The 1659-nt window shown below is 64.6% G+C and carries 2 protein-coding genes; both read right to left on the bottom strand.

Annotated features, from left to right (window positions below):
* Positions 1-866, bottom strand: an 866-nt coding sequence (locus E4099_RS31840) for an ABC transporter ATP-binding protein (RefSeq protein ID WP_245245349.1), incomplete at its 3' end; no start/stop codon positions are given.
* Positions 772-1659: ABC transporter permease (locus E4099_RS31835; protein WP_135342564.1), on the bottom strand; the 888-nt coding region annotated here is incomplete at its 5' end. The genes E4099_RS31835 and E4099_RS31840, both read right to left, overlap by 95 nt.

Here is a 1659-nt window from a genome sequence, read left to right as displayed (position 1 = left end):
TACTTCCCGGTCTCCTTCTCGTACGCCTTGATCACCTCGTCGGTGGGGCCGTCCATCAACAGCTCCCCCTTCTCCAGCCACAACACCCGATCACAGGTATCCCGGATCGACTTGTTGTTGTGGGAGACCAGGAACACCGTCCCCGCCTCCTTGCGCAGCTCCCGGATCCGCGCCTCGGACCGCTTCTGGAACTTCCGGTCACCGGTCGCCAGCGCCTCGTCGATCATCAGCACATCATGGTCCTTGGCCGCCGCGATCGAGAACCGCAACCGCGCCGCCATACCCGAGGAGTACGTCCGCATCGGCAACGAGATGAAATCACCCTTCTCGTTGATCCCCGAGAAGTCCACGATCTGCTGATACCGCTCCCGGATCTGCTCCCGCGACATCCCCATCGCCAGACCACCCAGCGTCACGTTCCGCTCACCGGTCAGATCGTTCATCAACGCCGCGTTCACCCCCAGCAGCGACGGCTGCCCATCGGTGAACACACTCCCCCGCGCCGTCGGCAGCAACCCCGCCACCGCCTTCAGCAACGTCGACTTCCCCGACCCGTTCGAACCGATCAACCCGATCGACTCACCCCGATACGCCACGAACGTCACCCCGCGGACCGCGTGCACCTCCCGCATCCCCGGCGCACCCTTGCGCCGCACGATCCGGTTCAACGCCGCCGTCGCACTCCCCCGACCCCGCGCCCCACCATTGACCTTGTAGATGATGTGCACATCATCCGCGATCACCGTGGGCCGGCGCCCGACACCCGTCACCTCAGCCACGGCCGTACTCCTCCTCCGCCTTCCAGAAGTACACAAAGCCGACCGCCCCGGCCAGCACCGCCCAGCCCAGCGCGAACAACCACACATGCGGCGCCAGGTTCGCCGACCCGTACCCGTCGATCAACGCGAACCGCACCAGATCCATGTACACCGCCGCCGGATTCCACTGCAGGCAATCCGCCACCCACCCCGGCACATCCTTGCCTTCCAGCATGTGCGGAATGCTGAACATCACCCCGGACGCGTACATCCACGTCCGCAGCAGGAACGGCATCAACTGCGCCAGGTCCGGCGTCTTCGCCCCCATCCGGGCCACCAGCAGCGCCAACCCGGAATTGAACACGAACTGCAACGCCAACGCCGGGATCACCAGCAGCCACGACAACTGCGGGAAACTACCGAACCCCAGCATGATGATCACCAAAACGACCATCGAGTACAGCAACTGCTGCAACTGCTGCAACGAAAACGAGATCGGCAGCGCCGCCCGCGGGAAGTGCAGCGCCCGCACCAACCCCAGATTCCCCGAGATCGACCGCACCCCCGCCAGCACCGAACTCTGCGTGAACGTGAACACGAACACACCCGTCACCAGGAACGGGATGAACACATCATGATCCATCCCCCGCTTGGTGCTCAGCAGCAGACCGAAGATCAGGTAGTACACCAGCGCGTTCAGCAGCGGCGTCGCCACCTGCCACAACTGCCCCAACTTCGCCTGGCTGTACTGCGCCGTCAGCTTCGCCTGCGAGAACGCCAGGATGAAATGGCGCCGACCCCACAGCTGCCCGACGTAGTCCTTCAACCCCACCCGCGCACCACTGACCGTCAAGCCGTACTTGGCGGCCAACTGCGCGGGGGTCAGCCCCTCATCAGGGGA

Origin of the sequence: Streptomyces palmae, from assembly GCF_004684805.1 — a bacterium.
Lineage (GTDB): Bacteria > Actinomycetota > Actinomycetes > Streptomycetales > Streptomycetaceae > Streptomyces > Streptomyces palmae.
Note: the sequence above shows the minus strand (reverse complement) of the source record. Positions and strands in the feature narration are given on the sequence as shown.